The sequence below is a fragment of the Streptomyces sp. NPDC052023 genome, from assembly GCF_044548465.1.
GTDB lineage: Bacteria > Actinomycetota > Actinomycetes > Streptomycetales > Streptomycetaceae > Streptomyces.
Genome location: NZ_JBIUBW010000021.1, coordinates 17,693 through 36,812, shown reverse-complemented (window position 1 = coordinate 36,812; position 19,120 = coordinate 17,693). Strand labels below are relative to the sequence as shown.

Genomic DNA, 19,120 nt, shown 5'->3' with positions numbered 1-19,120 from the left:
GGGGCCTTTAGCCATGGGACTCGAAGAAAAGCTGCCGAGCGGATTCCTGCTGACCACCGTCGAGCAGGCCGCGGGCTGGGTGCGCAAGGCGTCCGTCTTCCCCGCCACGTTCGGCCTCGCCTGTTGTGCCATCGAGATGATGACCACCGGCGCCGGCCGCTACGACCTGGCCCGGTTCGGCATGGAGGTCTTCCGCGGGTCACCCCGGCAGGCGGACCTGATGATCGTGGCCGGCCGGGTCAGCCAGAAGATGGCGCCGGTGCTGCGGCAGGTCTACGACCAGATGCCGAACCCCAAGTGGGTGATCTCCATGGGGGTGTGCGCCTCCTCCGGCGGCATGTTCAACAACTACGCCATCGTCCAGGGCGTCGACCACGTCGTCCCGGTCGACATCTATCTCCCCGGCTGCCCGCCACGGCCCGAGATGCTGATGGACGCCATCCTCAAGCTTCACCAGAAGATCCAGAGCTCCAAGCTCGGTGTGAACGCCGAGGAGGCGGCCCGGGAGGCGGAGGAAGCGGCGCTCAAGGCCCTGCCCACGATCGAGATGAAGGGGCTGCTGCGATGAGCGAGGCGAACAGCGGGGCGTCGAACGGTGTCAACCCCGAGAAGGAACTCTCCGCCGAGAACCTCCCGGGCCGGCGCGGCCAGGGCGGTGAGGAGATCCGCGTCCAGCGCGGCATGTTCGGCGCCACCAACGGCGGCGACACCTCCGGGTACGGCGGCCTGGTCCGCTCGGTCCGGCTCCCGGGACCGGCGAGCCGCCCCTACGGAGGCTGGTTCGACGAGGTCGCCGACGAACTCGAGGGGGCCCTGGAGGAACAGGGACTGCTCCCCGGGAACGCCATCGAGAAGACGGTCGTCGACCGGGGCGAGGTCACCTTCCACATCGAGCGCGAGCACCTCGTCCGCGTCGCCCGCACCCTGCGCGACGACCCGGCGCTGCGCTTCGAGCTGTGCACCGGCGTCAGCGGCGTCCACTACCCGAACGACAAGGGCCGCGAGCTGCACGCCGTCTACCACCTGCGCTCGATCACCCACAACAGGCTGATCCGCCTCGAGGTCAGCGCCCCGGACAGCGACCGGCGCATCCCGTCGCTGGTCGCCGTCTACCCGACCAACGACTGGCACGAGCGCGAGACCTACGACTTCTTCGGCATCGTCTTCGAAGGTCACCCGGCACTGACGCGGATCATGATGCCGGACGACTGGCAGGGCCATCCGCAGCGCAAGGACTACCCCCTCGGCGGCATCCCCGTCGAGTACAAGGGCGCCCAGATCCCGGCTCCGGACCAGCGGAGGTCGTACTCATGAGCACGCAGCACGCAACTCCGCGTGAGACCACCGAGGGCACCGTGTACACGGTCACCGGTGGCGACTGGGACGAGGTCGTCCAGTCCGCGGCCCGCGCCGACGACGAGCGCATCGTTGTCAACATGGGGCCCCAGCACCCCTCCACCCACGGGGTGCTCCGCCTGATCCTTGAGATCGAGGGCGAGACGGTCACCGAGGCCCGGTGCGGCATCGGCTACCTGCACACCGGCATCGAGAAGAACCTGGAATTCCGCACGTGGACGCAGGGCACCACCTTCGTCACGCGCATGGACTACCTGACGTCCTTCTTCAACGAGACCGGCTACTGCCTCGCCGTCGAAAAGCTCCTCGGCATCGAGGACGAGGTCCCGGACCGGGCCACGATCATCCGGGTGCTGCTGATGGAGCTGAACCGGCTCTCCTCGCACCTGGTGTGCATCGCCACCGGGGGCATGGAACTCGGCGCCACCACGATCATGATCTACGGATTCCGTGATCGTGAAATGATTCTCGACATCTACGAGCTCATCACGGGCCTGCGGATGAACCACGCGTACATCCGCCCCGGCGGACTCGCGCAGGACCTGCCGCCCGGCGCGGTGGACCAGATCCGCGAGTTCGTGAAGAAGATGAACAAGAACCTCCCGGAGTACGACAAGCTCGCCACCGGGAACCCCATCTTCAAGGCCCGTATGCAGGACATCGGCTATCTCGACCTGGCCGGCTGCATGGCCCTCGGCGCCACCGGCCCCATCCTGCGCTCCACCGGCCTGCCGCACGATCTGCGCAAGACCCAGCCCTACTGCGGCTACGAGACATACGACTTCGAGGTGCCGACCGCCGACACCTGCGACGCCTACGGCCGCTTCCTGATCCGCCTGGAGGAGATGCGCCAGTCGCTCAGGATCGTCGAGCAGTGCCTGGACCGGCTGCAGCCCGGCCCGGTCATGGTCACCGACAAGAAGATCGCCTGGCCCGCCCAGCTCGCCCTGGGGCCGGACGGACTGGGCAACTCGCTGGACCACATCAAGAAGATCATGGGCACCTCCATGGAGGCCCTGATCCACCACTTCAAGCTGGTGACCGAAGGCTTCCGCGTCCCGCCCGGACAGGCGTACGCGGCGGTCGAGTCGCCCAAGGGCGAGCTCGGGGTGCACGCCGTGTCCGACGGCGGCACCCGCCCCTACCGGGTCCACTTCCGGGACCCGTCCTTCACCAATCTGCAGGCCATGGCGGCGATGTGCGAGGGCGGCCAGGTCGCCGACGTCATCGTCGCCGTCGCATCCATCGACCCCGTGATGGGAGGCGTCGACCGGTGACCACCTCTTCTTCGGAGCGGGGCGTCAGCCTGGGCATGCCGGAGCTGCCCGCGCCCGGCTACCCGGACGACGTTCGAGCCCGGCTGGAGCGGGACGCGCGCGAGATCATCGCCCGCTACCCGGACTCCCGTTCCGCCCTGCTGCCGCTGCTGCATCTCGTGCAGGCGGAGGAGGGCCATGTCACGCGCACCGGGATGCGGTTCTGCGCGGACGTGCTCGACCTGACCACGGCCGAGGTCACCGCGGTCGCCACCTTCTACTCCATGTACCGGCGCAAGCCGAGCGGTGACTACCAGGTCGGTGTCTGCACCAACACCCTGTGCGCCGTGATGGGCGGTGACGCGATCTTCGAGGCGCTTCAGGAGCACCTCGGCGTCGGCAACGGCGAGACCACCGACGACGGCAAGGTCACGCTGGAGCACATCGAGTGCAACGCGGCCTGCGACTTCGCGCCGGTCGTGATGGTCAACTGGGAGTTCTTCGACAACCAGACGGTCGATACGGCCAAGCGCCTGGTGGACGACCTGCGCGAGGGGGCACGGGTCGAGCCGACCCGCGGGGCGCCGCTGTGCACGTTCAAGGAGACCGCCCGGATCCTGGCGGGCTTCCCCGACGAGCGGGACGGGGCCGTCGAGGCCACGGGCAGCGCGGGACCCGCGTCGCTGGTGGGCCTCCGCCTGGCCAGGGGAGAGGCCGCACCCGCGCGCGTGGTCCACCCGCGGGAGGGCGGCCCGCACGACGAGCCGCATGACGGGGCCGTCCACGAGCCGTCGCTGACCCAGCACCTCAGCTCGCACGACGCGCCGCAGAAGACATCGGCATCCGACCCTGCCCACCCGGCCGGGCCTACCGCCGAGGAGGGGGAGTGATGACGTTGGCACCCGAGCTGAAGGACACCAGCCCCGAGAAGCTGCTCGCACCGGTGCTGTCGTCCTTCTGGGACGAGGACGGGTCCTGGACCCTGGACGTCTACCGAAGGCACGACGGGTACGAGGGACTCCGCAAGGCGCTCGCGATGTCGCCTGACGACCTCATCGCGTACGTCAAGGACTCCGGGTTGCGCGGCCGTGGTGGCGCCGGATTCCCGACGGGAATGAAATGGCAGTTCATTCCCCAGGGTGATGGAAAGCCGCACTATCTAGTTGTCAACGCCGACGAGTCGGAGCCCGGAACCTGCAAGGACATCCCGCTCCTCTTCGCGAACCCGCACAGCCTCATCGAGGGCATGATCATCGCGTGTTACGCCATCAGGTCGTCGCATGCCTTCATCTATCTGCGTGGTGAAGTCGTCCCCGTGCTGCGGCGGTTGCACTCGGCCGTCGCCGAGGCGTACGCGGCGGGCTACCTCGGCGAGAACATCCTGGGCAGCGGGCTCGACCTCGACATCACGGTGCACGCCGGCGCGGGCGCGTACATCTGCGGTGAGGAAACCGCGCTGCTCGACTCGCTCGAAGGCCGCCGGGGTCAACCGCGGCTCCGTCCCCCCTTCCCTGCGGTCGCGGGCCTCTATGCGTGCCCGACTGTGGTGAACAACGTCGAATCGATCGCCTCAGTTCCCGCCATTCTGAAAAACGGCAAGGAATGGTTCAGGTCGATGGGGAGTGAGAAGTCGCCCGGCTTCACCCTCTACTCGCTCAGCGGTCACGTCGCGAGCCCCGGCCAGTACGAGGCGCCGCTCGGCATCACCCTGCGCCAGCTCCTCGACATGAGCGGCGGGATGCGGCCCGGCCACCGGCTGAAGTTCTGGACACCGGGCGGCTCCTCGACGCCCTTGCTCACCGACGAGCACCTCGACGTCCCTCTTGATTACGAAGGAGTGGGCGCCGCGGGTTCCATGCTCGGCACCAAAGCCCTCCAGTGCTTCGACGAGACGACCTGCGTCGTGCGCGCCGTCACCCGCTGGACCGAGTTCTACGCCCACGAGTCCTGCGGCAAGTGCACGCCCTGCCGTGAAGGCACGTACTGGCTGGTGCAGTTGCTGCGGGACATCGAGGCCGGCAAGGGCGCGATGAGCGACCTCGACAAGCTGGCCGACATCGCGGACAACATCAACGGCAAGTCCTTCTGCGCCCTCGGTGACGGTGCCGCCTCGCCGATCTTCTCCTCGCTCCAGTACTTCCGCGAGGAGTACGAGGAGCACATCACGGGCCGTGGCTGCCCGTTCGACCCGGCCAAGTCGACCGCCTGGGCCGACCACCGTACGGAGGTGAACGCATGACTGTGACCACGAGCGCTCCCTCCGGCGGGGGAGAGGCGGCGGTCCCGCCGGAAGACCTCGTCACGCTGACGATCGACGGTGCCGAGATCAGCGTGCCCAAGGGCACCCTGGTCATCCGGGCCGCCGAGCAACTCGGCATCGAGATCCCGCGGTTCTGTGACCACCCCCTCCTCGACCCGGTCGGTGCCTGCCGTCAGTGCATCGTGGACGTCGAGGGCCAGCGCAAGCCGATGGCGTCCTGCACCATCACCTGCACCGACGGGATGGTGGTCAAGACCCAGCTGACCTCGCCGGTCGCCGAGAAGGCGCAGCACGGTGTGATGGAGCTGCTGCTCATCAACCACCCGCTGGACTGCCCGGTCTGCGACAAGGGCGGCGAGTGCCCGCTGCAGAACCAGGCGATGTCCCACGGCAACGCCGAGTCGAGGTTCGAGGGCCGCAAGCGCACCTTCGCCAAGCCGGTCCCGATCTCCACGCAGGTGCTGCTGGACCGTGAGCGGTGCGTGCTGTGCGCGCGCTGCACCCGGTTCTCCAACCAGGTCGCGGGCGACCCGATGATCGAGCTGCTGGAGCGGGGCGCGCTCCAGCAGGTGGGCACCGGCGAGGACGATCCCTTCGAGTCGTACTTCTCCGGCAACACGATCCAGATCTGCCCGGTAGGCGCGCTCACCTCGGCGGCGTACCGCTTCCGCTCCCGGCCCTTCGACCTGGTCTCCTCCCCGAGCGTGTGCGAGCACTGCTCCGGCGGCTGCGCCACCCGCACCGACCACCGGCGCGGCAAGGTCATGCGTCGCCTCGCGGCGAACGACCCCGAGGTCAACGAGGAATGGATGTGCGACAAGGGGCGCTTCGCGTTCCGGTACGCACAGCTGAAGGACCGCCTGGACACACCGCTGCTGCGCAACGCCGAGGGTGAGCTGGAGCCCGCCTCCTGGCCGGAGGCGCTGCAGATCGCCGCCCAGGGGCTGCTCGCCTCGCGGGGCCGCACCGGCGTGCTGACCGGCGGCCGGCTCACCGTCGAGGACGCGTACGCGTACAGCAAGTTCGCGCGCGTGGCGCTCGGCACGAACGACATCGACTTCCGCGCGCGCGTGCACAGCGGCGAGGAGTCCGACTTCCTCGCCGCGCGGGTCGCCGGACGTGGCCGCGACCTCGACGGTACGGGCGTCACGTACGGGCTTTTGGAGAAGGCGCCCGCGGTCCTGCTGGCCGGGTTCGAGTCGGAGGAGGAGGCGCCCGGCGTCTTCCTGCGGCTGCGCAAGGCCTGGCGCAAGCACGGGCAGAAGGTGTTCTCGCTGGCCACGCACAGCACGCGAGGCCTGCAGAAGGCAGGCGGCACGCTGCTGCCCGCCGCTCCCGGCACCGAGACCGAATGGCTGGACGCGCTCGCGAGCGGCGCCGGCCTGGAGGACGACGGAGCGCTGGCCGCCGAGGCGCTGCGCGCCGAGGGCGCGGTGATCGTCGTGGGCGAGCGGCTGGCCGGGGTCTCCGGTGGCCTCACCGCCGCCGTACGGGCCGCGTCCGCCACCGGCGCGCGGCTGGTGTGGATCCCGCGGCGGGCCGGGGAGCGCGGCGCCATCGAGGCGGGCGCGCTGCCGTCGCTGCTGCCGGGCGGCCGCCCGGCGACCGATCCGCGCGCGCGGGACGAGGTCGCGACCGCCTGGGGCGTCGCCGAACTCCCGCTCCGCTACGGCCGTGACACCGGCCAGATCGTCGAGGCCGCCGCGAGCGGTGAGCTTCAGGCGCTGCTGGTGGCCGGTGTGGAGGTCGCCGACCTGCCCGACCCGGCACGCGCGCGTGCGGCGCTCGGCGAGGTCGGCTTCCTGGTCTCGCTCGAACTGCGGCACAGCGAGGTCACGGAACTCGCCGACGTGGTCCTGCCGGTCGCCGCGGTCGCCGAGAAGGCGGGCGCCTTCCTCAACTGGGAGGGCCGGGTCCGCTCCTTCGACGCCGCGCTCAAGCCCGACCAGCTGAGCCGCCCGCTGGCGCCCACCGACGCGCGCGTGCTGCAGATGCTGGCCGACGCGATGGACGTACACCTCGGTCTGCCGGATCTGCGGACCACGCGTGCCGAACTGGACCGGCTCGGCGCCTGGGGCGGGCCGCGGGCCACCGAGCCGCTTCAGAGCGCGGGCGTGCTGCCGCGGCCGGCCGCCGGGGAGGCCGTACTGGCGGGGCACCGGCTGCTGCTCGACCAGGGCCTGCTCCAGCAGGGCGACGAGGCGCTGGCCGGGACACGGCACGCCGCACGCGCGCGTGTGTCGCCGGCCACGGCGGCCGAGGCGGGGGTCGCGGAGGGCGACGTGCTCACCGTGACCGGTCCCGCCGGCTCGGTGCAACTGCCGCTGCAGGTCACCGAGATGCCCGACCGCGTGGTCTGGCTGCCGCTGAACTCGGCCGGCGGGGGCGTCGCGTCCGACACCGGGGCGCTGCCCGGCTCCCTCGTCCGCATCGGCCCGGCGCCGCTCGCCGGTGAGGCCCCCACGGAGGTGGAGGCATGAGCCCGTACTTCGTCGCCGCTGAGGACCTCTCCATGTTCGGCCGCGACCCATGGTGGCTGGTCGCCGTCAAGGCGGTGTTCTGCTTCGCCTTCCTGATGGTGACCGTGCTGTTCTCGATCGTCTGGGAGCGCAAGGTCGTCGCCTGGATGCAGCTGCGCATCGGCCCCAACCGGCACGGCCCCTGGGGCATGCTCCAGTCGCTGGCCGACGGTGTGAAGCTGATGCTCAAGGAGGACCTCGTCGTCAAGCGCGCGGACAAGGTGGTCTACGTCCTCGCGCCGATCGTCGCGGCCATCCCGGCCTTCATGGCGATCGCGGTGATCCCGTTCGGGCCGGCCGGCAACGAGATCTCGATCTTCGGTCACCGCACGACGATGCAGCTGACCGACCTGCCGATCGCGATGCTGTACATCCTCGCGGTCGCCTCGGTCGGCATCTACGGCATCGTGCTGGCGGGCTGGAGCTCCGGCTCCACCTATCCGCTGCTCGGTGGTCTGCGCTCCTGCGCGCAGATGATCTCGTACGAGATCGCCATGGGCGCCGCCTTCGCGTCGGTGTTCCTCTACTCGGGCTCGATGTCGACGTCGGCGATCGTCGAGGCGCAGGCGGACCGCTGGTTCGTGGTACTGCTGCCGGTCTCCTTCCTGATCTACATCGTGACGATGATCGGTGAGACCAACCGCGCGCCGTTCGACATGCCGGAGTCCGAAGGTGACCTGGTCGGCGGGTTCAACACCGAGTACTCGTCGATCAAGTTCGCGATGTTCATGCTCGCCGAGTACATCAACATGGTGACGGTCTCGGCCGTGTCGGTGACGCTGTTTCTGGGCGGCTGGCGGGCGCCCTGGCCGATCAGCACCTTCTGGGAGGGCGCGAACCACGGCTGGTGGCCGTTGCTCTGGTTCGTCGTCAAGGTTCAGCTGCTGCTCTTCTTCTTCATCTGGCTGCGCGGCACGCTCCCGCGGGTCCGCTACGACCAGCTGATGAAGCTCGGCTGGAAGGTCCTCATCCCGGTCTCCGTGGTCTGGCTGATGCTCGTCGCGACCGTGCGGACGCTACGGAACGAGAACTACGCCTTCGCCGACATCGCCCTCTACGTGGGCGGCGGTGTCCTTGCCCTGCTGCTGCTCTCGTTCGTCGTGGACTTCTTCCGAGACCGTGCCAAAACGGCGGAACCGCCCGCTCAGCAGCCCGCTTTCGACCCGATGGCCGGTGGATTCCCGGTGCCGCCGCTTCCCGGACAGGAGCTGCCGCCGGTGCCGAGGCGCCGCTCGCGCCGCGAGCGCGAGCTGATTGTCAGTGGTGGGCCCGATACTCAGAGTGATGGATCTCTGGGTGGATCTACGGATGGAAAGGAGGCGTCCGATGGCTGAGGAGCCCAAGGAGACCAAGCCCGGTTTCCAGAACCCCGTGGCCGGCTTCGGCGTGACCTTCAAGGCCATGTTCAAGAAGCGGCTGACCGAGCAGTACCCGGAGCAGCAGAAAACCACGGCCCCACGGTTCCACGGACGGCACCAGCTCAACCGCCATCCGGACGGCCTGGAGAAGTGCGTCGGCTGCGAGCTGTGCGCCTGGGCCTGCCCCGCCGACGCCATCTACGTGGAGGGCGCGGACAACACGGACGAGGAGCGCTACTCGCCGGGCGAGCGGTACGGGCGGGTGTACCAGATCAACTACGCCCGCTGCATCCTGTGCGGCCTGTGCATCGAGGCGTGCCCCACGCGCGCGTTGACCATGACGAACGACTTCGAGCTCGCCGACTCCAGCCGCGCCGACCTCATCTACACCAAGGAACAGCTGCTGGCCGGCCTCGAAGAAGGCATGGTCGACTCGCCGCACGCCATCTACCCGGGGATGGACGAACAGGACTACTACCGGGGCCTGGTGACGGAGGCCGCGCCCGGCACGGAGCGCCAGATCGCCCTGTCCAAGGGCGAGACGGTCCAGGAGGCGGCCTCGACCTTCGGCGAGGGCGAACCCGCCTCGGAGAAGGTGATCGGCCGATGACCACCGAGCTCGCCGCCTACACCACCTCCACCGGAGAGGCCGTCCAGTTCTGGATCCTCGGCACGGTCGCGGTGATCGGCGCCCTGTGCACCGTCTTCATGAAGAAGGCCGTGCACAGCGCGCTCTGCCTGGCCGGCACCATGATCATCCTGGCGGTGTTCTACCTCGCCAACGGTGCCTACTTCCTGGGCATCGTGCAGATCGTCGTCTACACCGGCGCGATCATGATGCTCTTCCTGTTCGTGGTGATGCTGGTCGGTGTCACCGCAGCGGATTCCCTCAAGGAGACCATCAAGGGCCAGCGCTGGCTGGCCCTTCTCTGTGGCCTCGGCTTCGGCGTCCTGCTCGCCGGGGGCATCGGCAACGCGTCCCTGGCGGAGTTCAACGGCATCGGCCAGGCGAACGCCGGGGGCAACGTCGAGGGCCTCGCCGCCCTCATCTTCACCAAGTACGTCTTCGCTTTCGAGCTCACCGGCGCCCTGCTGATCACGGCCGCGGTCGGCGCCATGGTGCTCACCCACCGTGAGCGCACCGAGCGCGCCAAGACCCAGCGTGAGCTGGCCGAGCAGCGCATCCGCGAGGGCAAGCACGTGCCGCCGCTGCCGGCGCCCGGTGTGTACGCGCGGCACAACGCCGTGGACATCGCGGGCCTGCTGCCCGACGGCACCACGTCCGACCTGACGGTCAGCAAGACGCTGCGTGAGCGCGGCCAGATCCGGGACGTGTCCACCGAGGCGCTCAACGACCTGCGGGCCCTCGAACAGCGTTCGCAGGAGCGGCTGGAGCGGGACGAGATCGAGCCGCCGACGTTCAAGCGGACCGAGGAGGCGTCGAAGTGAATCCCGTCAACTACCTCTACCTGGCCGCCCTGCTGTTCACGATCGGCGCGACGGGCGTGCTCATCCGGCGGAACGCGATCGTGCTGTTCATGTGCATCGAGCTGATGCTCAACGCCTGCAACCTCGCGTTCGTCGCCTTCTCCCGGATGCACGGCAACCTCGACGGCCAGATCATCGCGTTCTTCACGATGGTCGTCGCCGCGGCCGAGGTCGTGGTCGGTCTCGCGATCATCGTCTCGCTGTTCCGCTCCCGCCACTCGGCCTCGGTCGACGACGCCAGCCTGATGAAGCTCTAAGGGGTCGCTGAAGTGGAGAACCTGATTGCGCTGCTGATCGCGGCGCCACTGCTCGGAGCGGCCGTCCTGCTGTGCGGCGGCCGGCGGCTCGACGCCGTCGGCCACTGGATCGGCACGGTCCTCGCCTTCGTCTCCTTCGCCCTCGGCGCGGTCCTCTTCGCCGACCTCCTGGGCAAGGGCGCGGAAGAACGCACGCTGACACAACACCTGTTCAGCTGGATCCCCGTCGAGGGCTTCCAGGCCGACGTCGCCTTCCAGCTCGACCAGCTGTCGATGACGTTCGTGCTGCTGATCACCGGCGTCGGCTCGCTGATCCACCTGTACTCGATCGGGTACATGGAGCACGACGAGCGGCGCCGCCGCTTCTTCGGCTACCTGAACCTGTTCCTCGCAGCGATGCTGCTGCTCGTCCTCGCCGACAACTACCTGCTGCTCTACGTCGGCTGGGAAGGCGTCGGTCTCGCCTCCTACCTGCTGATCGGCTTCTGGCAGCACAAGCCCAGTGCCGCCACCGCCGCGAAGAAGGCCTTCCTGGTCAACCGCGTCGGCGACATGGGTCTGTCGATCGCGATCATGCTGATGTTCACGACGTTCGGCACCTTCGCCTTCGGTCCGGTGCTCGGCGGCCACGACGAGCCGGGCCTCGTCGGCGACACCTCCGAGGGCATGCTCACCGCGATCGGCCTGATGCTGCTGCTCGCCGCCTGCGGCAAGTCCGCCCAGGTGCCGCTGCAGTCCTGGCTCGGGGACGCGATGGAGGGCCCGACCCCGGTTTCGGCCCTGATCCACGCCGCGACGATGGTGACCGCGGGCGTGTACCTGATCGTCCGCTCCGGAGCGCTCTTCGACGCCGCGCCCGACGCCCAGCTGGTCGTCACGATCGTCGGAGCGGTCACGCTCCTGTTCGGTGCGATCGTCGGTTGCGCCAAGGACGACATCAAGAAGGCGCTGGCCGGCTCGACCATGTCGCAGATCGGCTACATGGTCCTCGCCGCCGGCCTCGGCCCCATCGGCTACGCGTTCGCGATCATGCACCTGGTGACGCACGGCTTCTTCAAGGCCGGGCTGTTCCTCGGGGCCGGTTCAGTCATGCACGGCATGAACGACGAGGTCGACATGCGCAAATACGGCGGGCTGCGCAAGTACATGCCGATCACCTTCGTCACCTTCGGCCTCGGCTACCTCGCGATCATCGGCTTCCCGGGCCTGTCCGGCTTCTTCTCCAAGGACAAGATCATCGAGGCGGCGTTCGCCAAGGGCGGCACCGAGGGCTGGATCCTCGGCGCCTGTGCCCTGCTGGGCGCGGCCATCACCGCGTACTACATGACACGCGTGATGCTGATGACGTTCTTCGGCGAGGAGCGCTGGCGGCACACCGCGACCGCCTCCCCGGCCGAGCCCGGCGTGGAGCCCGCCGCCCAGACCCACGGCGAGCACGCCGAGCCGCACCCGCACGAGTCGCCCAGGACCATGACGATCCCGATGATCGTGCTGGCCTTCGGATCGGTCTTCGCCGGCGGGTTCTTCAGCATCGGCGAGCGCTTCGTGCACTGGCTGGAGCCGGTCACCGGCTACGAGCACGGGCACCCGCCGGTCAGCGCGCTGACGGTCACGCTGTCCACGGTGGCCGTGATGGTGATCGGTGTCGCGATCGCGTACGCGCAGTACGGCCGCCGCCCGGTCCCGGTCGTCGCACCGCGCGGGTCGCTGCTCACCCGGGCCGCCCGCCGCGACCTGCTCCAGGACGACTTCAACCACGTCGTCCTGGTCCGCGGCGGCGAGCACCTCACGCGGTCCCTGGTGTACGTCGACCACACCCTGGTCGACGGAGTCGTCAACGGCACGGCGGCCTCGGTCGGCGGCCTGTCCGGGCGGCTGCGGAGGCTGCAGAGCGGCTTCGCGCGGTCGTACGCGGTCTCGATGTTCGGCGGCGCGGCGGTTCTCGTCGCCGCGACCCTGCTGATGAGGGCGGTCTGATACCGATGTCCTTTCCTCTGCTGACAGCGACAGCGGCGCTCCCGGCGCTCGGGGCGATCGCCACGGCCGCCGTCCCGGCCGCGCGGCGCACCGCCGCCAAGTGGCTGGCGCTGCTGGTCTCGCTCGCCACGCTCGCCCTCGCCATCACCGTGCTGGTCAGGTTCGACCCGGACGGCGGCCGTTACCAGCTCACCGAGTCGCACGCCTGGATCGCGGACTTCGGCGTCCGGTACGAGCTGGGTGTGGACGGCATCGGCGTGGCGCTCATCGCGCTCACGGCGCTGCTGATCCCGTTCATCATCCTCGCGGGCTGGCACGACGCCGACCCGCTGGAGACCGGCAGCAGGCGGTGGCGGCCCACGCAGGGCTTCTTCGCGCTGATCCTGGCCGTCGAGGCGATGGTGATCCTCTCCTTCGAGGCCACCGACGTCTTCCTCTTCTACATCTTCTTCGAGGCCATGCTCATCCCGATGTACTTCCTCATCGGAGGCTTCGGGGACCGTGCCCACGAGCACGGCGAGCAGGTGGCGTCGACGCAGCGGTCGTACGCCGCGGTGAAGTTCCTGCTCTACAACCTGGCCGGCGGTCTGATCATGCTGGCCGCGGTGATCGGCCTCTACGTGGTCGCCGGGAACTTCTCCCTCACCGAGATCGCCGAGGCCCGTGCCAACGGCTCGCTGGAGATGTCGGCCAGCACCGAACGCTGGCTGTTCCTCGGCTTCTTCTTCGCCTTCGCGGTGAAGGCGCCGCTGTGGCCGCTGCACACGTGGCTGCCCAACGCCATGCAGGAGTCCACGGCTCCGGTGGCGGTCCTGATCACGGCGGTCGTGGACAAGGTGGGCACTTTCGCGATGCTCCGCTTCTGCCTCCAGTTGTTCCCGGAGGCCTCGAAGTGGGCGACGCCCGCCATCCTCGTCCTGGCGCTGATCAGCATCGTCTACGGCGCGCTGCTCGCGGTCGGCCAGCGTGACATGAAGCGCCTGATCGCGTACGCGTCGATCTCGCACTTCGGCTTCATCATCATGGGCATCTTCGCCATGACCAGCCAGGGCCAGTCCGGCGCGACGCTGTACATGGTCAACCACGGCATCTCGACGGCCGCGCTGATGCTGGTGGCGGGCTTCCTGATCTCGCGGCGCGGTTCGCGGCTCATCGCGGACTACGGCGGAGTCCAGAAGGTCGCTCCAGTACTGGCCGGCACCTTCCTGATCGGTGGCCTCGCGACGCTGTCGCTGCCCGGTCTCGCGCCCTTCGTCAGTGAATTCCTGGTCCTGGTGGGCACGTTCGCGCGCTACCCGGTGATCGGCATCATCGCCACCTTCGGCATCGTGCTCGCCGCGCTCTACACCCTCGTCCTGTACCAGCGGACGATGACGGGCCCGGTGAAGCCGGAGGTCTCCGCGATGCCCGACCTCAGGGTGCGTGAACTCGTGGTCGTCGCCCCGCTGGTCGCGTTGCTGATCTTCCTGGGCGTCTACCCGAAGCCCCTCACGGACATCGTCAACCCGGCGGTGAAGCAGACCATGTCCGACGTACAGAAGCAGGACCCCCGGCCTGAGGTGGAGGCGGCCAAGTGAGTGCAACAGCCGTCCACAGCCTGTGGACAACCGCGGCCGATCCCATCGGCAAGATCGACGCGCCGAAGATCGAGTACGCCCAGCTGTCGCCCATGCTGATCGTGATCGGCGCGGCGATCATCGGGGTGCTGGTCGAGGCGTTCGTCCCGCGCAAGTCCCGGTACTACGCGCAGATGTTCGTGTCCGCCGTGGGCCTGGCCGCCGGCTTCGCCGCGGTCGTCGCCCTCGCGGCGGACGGATACGGCACCACGAAGGCGCAGATCGCGGCGATGGGCGCGATCGCGGTCGACGGACCGGCACTGTTCCTGCAGGGCACCATCCTGCTGTCCGGCCTGGTCGCCCTGTTCACCTTCGCCGAGCGGCGGCTGGACCCTGCCGCGCACGGCAACCGGGTCGACTCCTTCGCCGCGCAGGCGGCGTCCGTGCCCGGCAGCGACAGCGAGAAGGCCGCGATCAAGGCGGGCTTCACCACCACCGAGGTCTTCCCGCTGCTGCTCTTCGCGGTCTCCGGCATGCTGCTCTTCCCCGCGGCCAACGACCTGCTGACGCTGTTCGTGGCGCTGGAGGTCTTCTCGCTGCCGCTGTACCTGATGTGCGCGCTGGCCCGCCGCAAGCGGGTCATGTCGCAGGAGGCCGCGGTCAAGTACTTCCTGCTCGGCGCGTTCGCCTCGGCGTTCACGCTGTTCGGGATCGCGATGCTGTACGGCTACTCGGGCTCGATGTCCTACGGCACGATCGCGCAGGTCGTGGACGGCACCATCACCGACATCACCCCCGCCCTGGCGAACACCATGGGCAACGACGTGCTGCTGCTGATCGGCACCGCGCTGATCGTGATGGGGCTGCTGTTCAAGGTGGGCGCGGTGCCGTTCCACATGTGGACGCCGGACGTGTACCAGGGCGCACCCACGCCCGTGACCGGCTTCATGGCGGCGGCCACCAAGGTGGCCGCGTTCGGCGCCCTGCTGCGGATCCTGTACGTCGTGCTGCCCGGCCTGCGCTGGGACTGGCGGCCGGTGATGTGGGGCGTCGCGATCGTCACGATGCTGGGCGGCGCGATCGTCGCGATCACGCAGACCGACATCAAGCGGCTGCTGGCGTACTCGTCGATCGCGCACGCGGGATTCATCCTCGCGGGTGTCATCGCGACGACGCCGGACGGTGTGTCCTCGGTGCTCTTCTACCTGCTCGCGTACTCGTTCGTGACGATCGGTGCGTTCGCGGTGGTGACGCTGGTGCGCGACGCGGGCGGCGAGGCGACCCATCTGTCCAAGTGGGCCGGGCTCGGCCGCAGGTCGCCGCTGGTGGCGGCCGTGTTCGCGGTGTTCCTGCTGGCCTTCGCCGGTATTCCGCTGACCTCCGGGTTCACCGGGAAGTTCGCCGTGTTCAAGGCGGCGGCGGAGGGCGGGGCCGCGCCGCTGGTGGTGATCGGCGTGATCTCGTCGGCGATCGCCGCGTTCTTCTACATCCGGGTGATCGTGCTCATGTTCTTCAGCGACCCGAGGCCGGAGGGGCCGACGGTGGCGGTCCCGTCGCCGCTGACGGTGACGGCGATCGGCGTGGGCGTGGCGGTCACGCTGGTGCTGGGCGTGGCGCCCCAGTACTTCCTGGAGCTGGCGGGTGACGCGGGGGTGTTCGTGCGCTGACGCAGCCCGTCCACGGCGGCCCTCCTCGTTCGATCGGGGAGGGCCGTTCCTTTGCCACGGGGTGACTCGAGCCGATCAAGACGCTCGCATGTTCGACCGGGTGCGGCGTGGGGCGGGGGAAGCCTGTGGATAACTCCGGGGCTGTCGGTGGCGGCGCCTATCGTGGACGCAGTGGTCGAGATCCGACGTACGGGGGCACGGCGATGGGTGGGACAGGCGGGGTAGGTGCCATGGCGGCGGTAGCTGACAGTGAGGCGTTGGCCGCGCTCCACAAGGTGTTCGGGTACGAGGCCTTTCGTGGGGAGCAGGAAGCGGTCATCGAGCATGTGGTGGCCGGTGGCGACGCCGTCGTGCTCATGCCGACCGGTGGCGGCAAGTCGCTCTGCTATCAGATTCCGGCCCTGGTCAGACCGGGTACGGGCATTGTCGTGTCGCCGCTCATCGCCCTGATGCAGGACCAGGTCGACGCGCTGCGGGCGCTGGGTGTGCGGGCCGGGTTCATGAACTCCACGCAGGACTTCGACGAGCGCCGGGTGGTGGAGGCCGAGTTCCTCGCCGGTGAGCTCGACCTGCTGTACCTGGCGCCGGAGCGGCTACGGCTCGACGCCACGCTGGATCTGCTGTCCCGCGGGAAGATCTCCGTCTTCGCGATCGACGAGGCGCACTGCGTGTCCCAGTGGGGCCATGACTTCCGGCCCGACTATCTGACGCTGTCGCTGCTCGGCGAGCGCTGGCCCGACGTGCCGCGGATCGCCCTCACGGCGACCGCCACGCGGGCCACGCACCAGGAGATCACCCAGCGGCTGAACATGCCGACGGCCCGGCACTTCGTGGCGAGCTTCGACCGGCCGAACATCCAGTACCGGGTCGTGCCCAAGGCGGACCCCAAGAAGCAGCTGCTGAGCTTCCTGCGGGAGGAGCACGCGGGCGACGCGGGGATCGTGTACTGCCTGTCGAGGAAGTCGGTGGAGTCGACGGCCGAGTTCCTGAGCAGGAACGGGATCGAGGCGGTGCCGTATCACGCGGGGCTGGACGCGGGTACGCGTGCGGCACACCAGTCCCGGTTCCTGCGGGAGGAGGGGCTGGTCGTCGTGGCGACGATCGCCTTCGGGATGGGCATCGACAAGCCGGACGTGCGGTTCGTGGCCCACCTGGACCTGCCGAAGTCGGTGGAGGGGTACTACCAGGAGACGGGCCGGGCCGGGCGGGACGGGCTGCCCTCCACCGCCTGGATGGCCTACGGCCTCAACGACGTCGTACAGCAGCGCAAGCTGATCCAGTCCGGCGAGGGCGACGAGGCGTTCCGGCGGCGGGCGGCCGCGCACCTGGACGCGATGCTGGCGCTGTGCGAGACGGCACAGTGCCGCCGGGGCCAGCTGCTCGCCTACTTCGGCCAGGACCCGGACGCGGCCGCCTGCGGCAACTGCGACACCTGCCTCACGCCGCCCGAGACCTGGGACGGCACCGTGGCGGCGCAGAAGGTGCTGTCGACGGTGGTGCGGTTGCAGCGGGAGCGGGGGCAGAAGTTCGGCGCGGTGCAGATCGTCGACATCCTGCTGGGCAAGCGCACCGGCAAGGTGATCCAGTTCGACCATGACCAGCTCTCCGTGTTCGGCATCGGCGAGGAGCTGACCGAGGGCGAGTGGCGGGGTGTCGTCCGGCAGTTGCTGGCTCAGGGACTGCTCGCGGTCGAGGGGGAGTACGGCACGCTGGTGCTGACCGAGGCCAGCGGGGCGGTGTTGCGGCGGGAGCGGGAGGTGCCGCTGCGCAAGGAGCCGAAGAAGCCGGTGAGTTCGCGGGCGGGGTCCTCCTCGTCCGGGCGGGGCGAGCGCAAGGCCAAGGCCCCGGCGGTGGAGCTCCCCGAGGAGCTGCTGCCCGCCTTCGAGGCGCTGCGCGCCTGGCGCGCCGAGCAGGCCCGGGAGCAGGGCGTCCCAGCCTACGTCATCTTCCATGACGCCACGCTGCGGGAGATCGCCGTGGCGTGGCCGAAGTCGGTGGCCGAGCTCGGCGGCATCAGCGGCGTCGGTGAGAAGAAGCTGGTGACGTACGGGGAGGGTGTGCTGGCGGTGCTGGCCTCCCTGGACGGATCATCCGGCGGCGCGGCGACGCCGACCGGGGAGCAGGGTGCGGACGACTGGCCCGAGCCGGAGCCGGAGCCGGACGAGTGGATGTAGGGGGCGGGGTGCGGGAAGGGCGCGGGCGGCGCACGCGGCCCAGGCTCCCCGCGCCTCCCTGACCGCGTGGGCCCTGACGCCGCCGTCCGGGTCCACCCCGCGGGGGCCAGGGTGACCGCCGCCCGGGGCGCTCCGTGCCGCTGCCGCACGCCGAGACGGCAGTCAAGTGGCCGCGTCCCGAGGCCGGGAAGGGCCGAGCTTCTTCATCGAGCCGGCCGGGCGCGCGGCACTACGCCAGTGCCGTCAGGCCGGGGGCGAAGGTGATCAGCAGGGGGAGGAGGGGCACCAGCGCCGCCGCGGTCGTCGTCAGGGCCCGGTGCCGGCGGTCCAGCCGGGCGGGCGGCTCCAGCAGACGGTCCACGCGTTCGCCCAGGAGGCGGTGGCTGGAGGCGCAGGACAGGACGCCCCGGTGCTGGTTCAGTTCGATCAGGGCGAGCGCCGTGGTCAGGTGGCCGCACCGGCGGGAGGCCGTGTCGTCGGCGGAGAGTTCGACCAGGCGGTGGGTCTGGTCGCAGAAGTGGGCGAAGAGGGGAACGCGCGGGAAGCCCGTTGCCAGCGCGGTGGACAGGTGCAGCAGCCAGTCGTGGCGGGCGCGGGCATGGCCGCGCTCGTGGGTGAGGACGGCGTCGAGCTGGTGGTCGGTGAGCCGGTGCAGCGCCCCGGTGGTGACGATCAGCTGGGGCGGGCTGCCCGGCATCCACCAGGCGTCGGGGTACTCGTCCTCCAGGACGAGCAGCGGCCCCCGGACAGCGGGCAGGCCGGCCGGCAGGTCAGGGGCGCGTTCCGCCAGGTGTGCGCGGGCCTGGCCGCGGCGGCGCCGGGCCTCGAACAGCTCGCGTACGAGCATGGCCGTGGTCCACGCGGCGCCGCAGGCCAGCGACAGGGTCAGGACGGCGGCCCAGGGCGGCGCCGCCGAGAGGTCGTAGGCGGCGGCGACGCGCGGCGGGGCGGGCGCGAAGACCTGGTCCCGCACGGTCTGGAAGACGGCCGCCGCGCCCAGGACCAGCGCGGTCAGACAGCACAGCAGGACGGTGGCGACCAGGCACTGCCACACCCACAGCCCGATCACGGGCTCCCGTTCGGGCCACGCGGCGCGGACCAGCGTACGAGGGGCCGGTACGGCGGCCGTCAGGGCGACGACGCTCAGCAGGAGCAGGCAGACGGTCATGCCACGGGCTCCGGATCCTGGTCGGGAGTGGGGCGGCTGGAAGTGCGGTGCGGGCGGCGGTCGCGCGCCGTACGCCTCACCTGT

At 69.8% G+C, this 19,120-nt stretch carries 15 protein-coding genes; 14 read left to right on the top strand and 1 reads right to left on the bottom strand.

The window, feature by feature from the left end:
- Nucleotides 1-13: 13 nt before the first annotated feature.
- The 14 genes from ACIHCM_RS30860 (at nucleotide 14) to recQ (ending at nucleotide 17,868) form a co-directional block, all read left to right on the top strand.
- Nucleotides 14-568 carry an NADH-quinone oxidoreductase subunit B family protein gene (locus tag ACIHCM_RS30860; RefSeq protein WP_030174336.1) on the top strand — a complete coding sequence of 185 codons (555 nt, stop codon included), beginning with the start codon at nucleotides 14-16 and terminating at the stop codon, nucleotides 566-568.
- Nucleotides 565-1,314, top strand: a complete 750-nt coding sequence (locus ACIHCM_RS30855; RefSeq protein WP_399902999.1) for an NADH-quinone oxidoreductase subunit C — start codon at nucleotides 565-567, stop codon at nucleotides 1,312-1,314. The genes ACIHCM_RS30860 and ACIHCM_RS30855 overlap by 4 nt, the downstream gene beginning before the upstream one ends.
- On the top strand, nucleotides 1,311-2,633 hold the full coding sequence (locus tag ACIHCM_RS30850; RefSeq protein WP_399902996.1) for an NADH-quinone oxidoreductase subunit D: 1,323 nt from the start codon (nucleotides 1,311-1,313) through the stop codon (nucleotides 2,631-2,633). Before ACIHCM_RS30855 ends, ACIHCM_RS30850 begins: the two co-directional genes overlap by 4 nt.
- Nucleotides 2,630-3,502 carry an NADH-quinone oxidoreductase subunit NuoE gene (nuoE, locus tag ACIHCM_RS30845; RefSeq protein ID WP_399902993.1) on the top strand — a complete coding sequence of 291 codons (873 nt, stop codon included), beginning with the start codon at nucleotides 2,630-2,632 and terminating at the stop codon, nucleotides 3,500-3,502. Before ACIHCM_RS30850 ends, nuoE begins: the two co-directional genes overlap by 4 nt.
- A complete protein-coding gene (nuoF, locus tag ACIHCM_RS30840; RefSeq protein WP_399902990.1) occupies nucleotides 3,502-4,851 on the top strand; it encodes an NADH-quinone oxidoreductase subunit NuoF in 1,350 nt (449 codons plus the stop codon). The genes nuoE and nuoF overlap by 1 nt, the downstream gene beginning before the upstream one ends.
- Entirely contained in the window at nucleotides 4,848-7,352 is a 2,505-nt protein-coding gene (locus tag ACIHCM_RS30835; RefSeq protein ID WP_399902987.1) for an NADH-quinone oxidoreductase subunit G, read from the top strand. Before nuoF ends, ACIHCM_RS30835 begins: the two co-directional genes overlap by 4 nt.
- The gene (gene nuoH / locus ACIHCM_RS30830) at nucleotides 7,349-8,725 is read left to right on the top strand and encodes an NADH-quinone oxidoreductase subunit NuoH (RefSeq protein ID WP_399902984.1); all 1,377 of its coding nucleotides are present in this window, start codon (nucleotides 7,349-7,351) and stop codon (nucleotides 8,723-8,725) included. The genes ACIHCM_RS30835 and nuoH overlap by 4 nt, the downstream gene beginning before the upstream one ends.
- Nucleotides 8,718-9,359, top strand: coding sequence for an NADH-quinone oxidoreductase subunit NuoI (gene nuoI, locus ACIHCM_RS30825; RefSeq protein ID WP_399902981.1), 642 nt, complete (start codon nucleotides 8,718-8,720; stop codon nucleotides 9,357-9,359). The genes nuoH and nuoI overlap by 8 nt, the downstream gene beginning before the upstream one ends.
- Nucleotides 9,356-10,198 carry an NADH-quinone oxidoreductase subunit J gene (locus ACIHCM_RS30820; RefSeq protein ID WP_399902979.1) on the top strand — a complete coding sequence of 281 codons (843 nt, stop codon included), beginning with the start codon at nucleotides 9,356-9,358 and terminating at the stop codon, nucleotides 10,196-10,198. Before nuoI ends, ACIHCM_RS30820 begins: the two co-directional genes overlap by 4 nt.
- Entirely contained in the window at nucleotides 10,195-10,494 is a 300-nt protein-coding gene (gene nuoK, locus ACIHCM_RS30815; protein WP_053760538.1) for an NADH-quinone oxidoreductase subunit NuoK, read from the top strand. The genes ACIHCM_RS30820 and nuoK overlap by 4 nt, the downstream gene beginning before the upstream one ends.
- A 12-nt stretch (nucleotides 10,495-10,506) precedes the next feature.
- Entirely contained in the window at nucleotides 10,507-12,471 is a 1,965-nt protein-coding gene (gene nuoL, locus ACIHCM_RS30810; protein ID WP_399902976.1) for an NADH-quinone oxidoreductase subunit L, read from the top strand.
- Nucleotides 12,472-12,476: 5 nt separating this feature from the next.
- Nucleotides 12,477-14,048, top strand: coding sequence for an NADH-quinone oxidoreductase subunit M (locus ACIHCM_RS30805; protein WP_399902973.1), 1,572 nt, complete (start codon nucleotides 12,477-12,479; stop codon nucleotides 14,046-14,048).
- Entirely contained in the window at nucleotides 14,045-15,694 is a 1,650-nt protein-coding gene (gene nuoN, locus ACIHCM_RS30800; RefSeq protein WP_399902971.1) for an NADH-quinone oxidoreductase subunit NuoN, read from the top strand. The genes ACIHCM_RS30805 and nuoN overlap by 4 nt, the downstream gene beginning before the upstream one ends.
- Nucleotides 15,695-15,897: 203 nt before the next feature.
- Nucleotides 15,898-17,868, top strand: coding sequence for a DNA helicase RecQ (recQ, locus tag ACIHCM_RS30795; RefSeq protein ID WP_399902968.1), 1,971 nt, complete (start codon nucleotides 15,898-15,900; stop codon nucleotides 17,866-17,868).
- A 229-nt stretch (nucleotides 17,869-18,097) separates the two neighbouring features.
- Here recQ and ACIHCM_RS30790 read toward each other — a convergent pair whose 3' ends face one another.
- Nucleotides 18,098-19,036, bottom strand: coding sequence for a M56 family metallopeptidase (locus ACIHCM_RS30790; protein WP_399902965.1), 939 nt, complete (start codon nucleotides 19,034-19,036; stop codon nucleotides 18,098-18,100).
- Between the last annotated feature and the right edge of the window lie 84 nt (nucleotides 19,037-19,120).